The organism is Monashia sp. HAY1-2A (assembly GCF_056755315.1).
In genome coordinates, this window is the sequence record NZ_JBNDHY010000719.1 from 1 (window position 1) to 241 (window position 241).

A 241-nucleotide genomic window follows, 5' to 3' on the forward strand; every position below is an offset into this window, starting at 1 on the left:
GTGTCCAGTTCCATCAAGGCTCCGCCCAGGGGGCCGCCGATGATGAGCGCGATCGTCGGTGCGAGGTAGATGAATCCCATCACGCCCGCACGCTGGTTCTGCGCGAACCAGACTGTGACCATGTACGCCAAAGCAGGGAACAATCCGGCCTCCGCGGCACCGAGAATGAACCGCAGGGCGTAGAACGACGTTTCACCCTGCACGAACATCATCAAGGCGGAAACGGCACCCCACGTCAGGG

General features: G+C 62.2%; 1 protein-coding gene. It reads right to left on the bottom strand.

Annotated elements, in window-relative coordinates; all coding sequences use genetic code 11:
• On the bottom strand, nucleotides 1-212 hold a 212-nt coding region (locus ACPYOM_RS23665), incomplete at its 3' end, for an MFS transporter (protein ID WP_481347855.1).
• Nucleotides 213-241 lie beyond the last annotated feature (29 nt).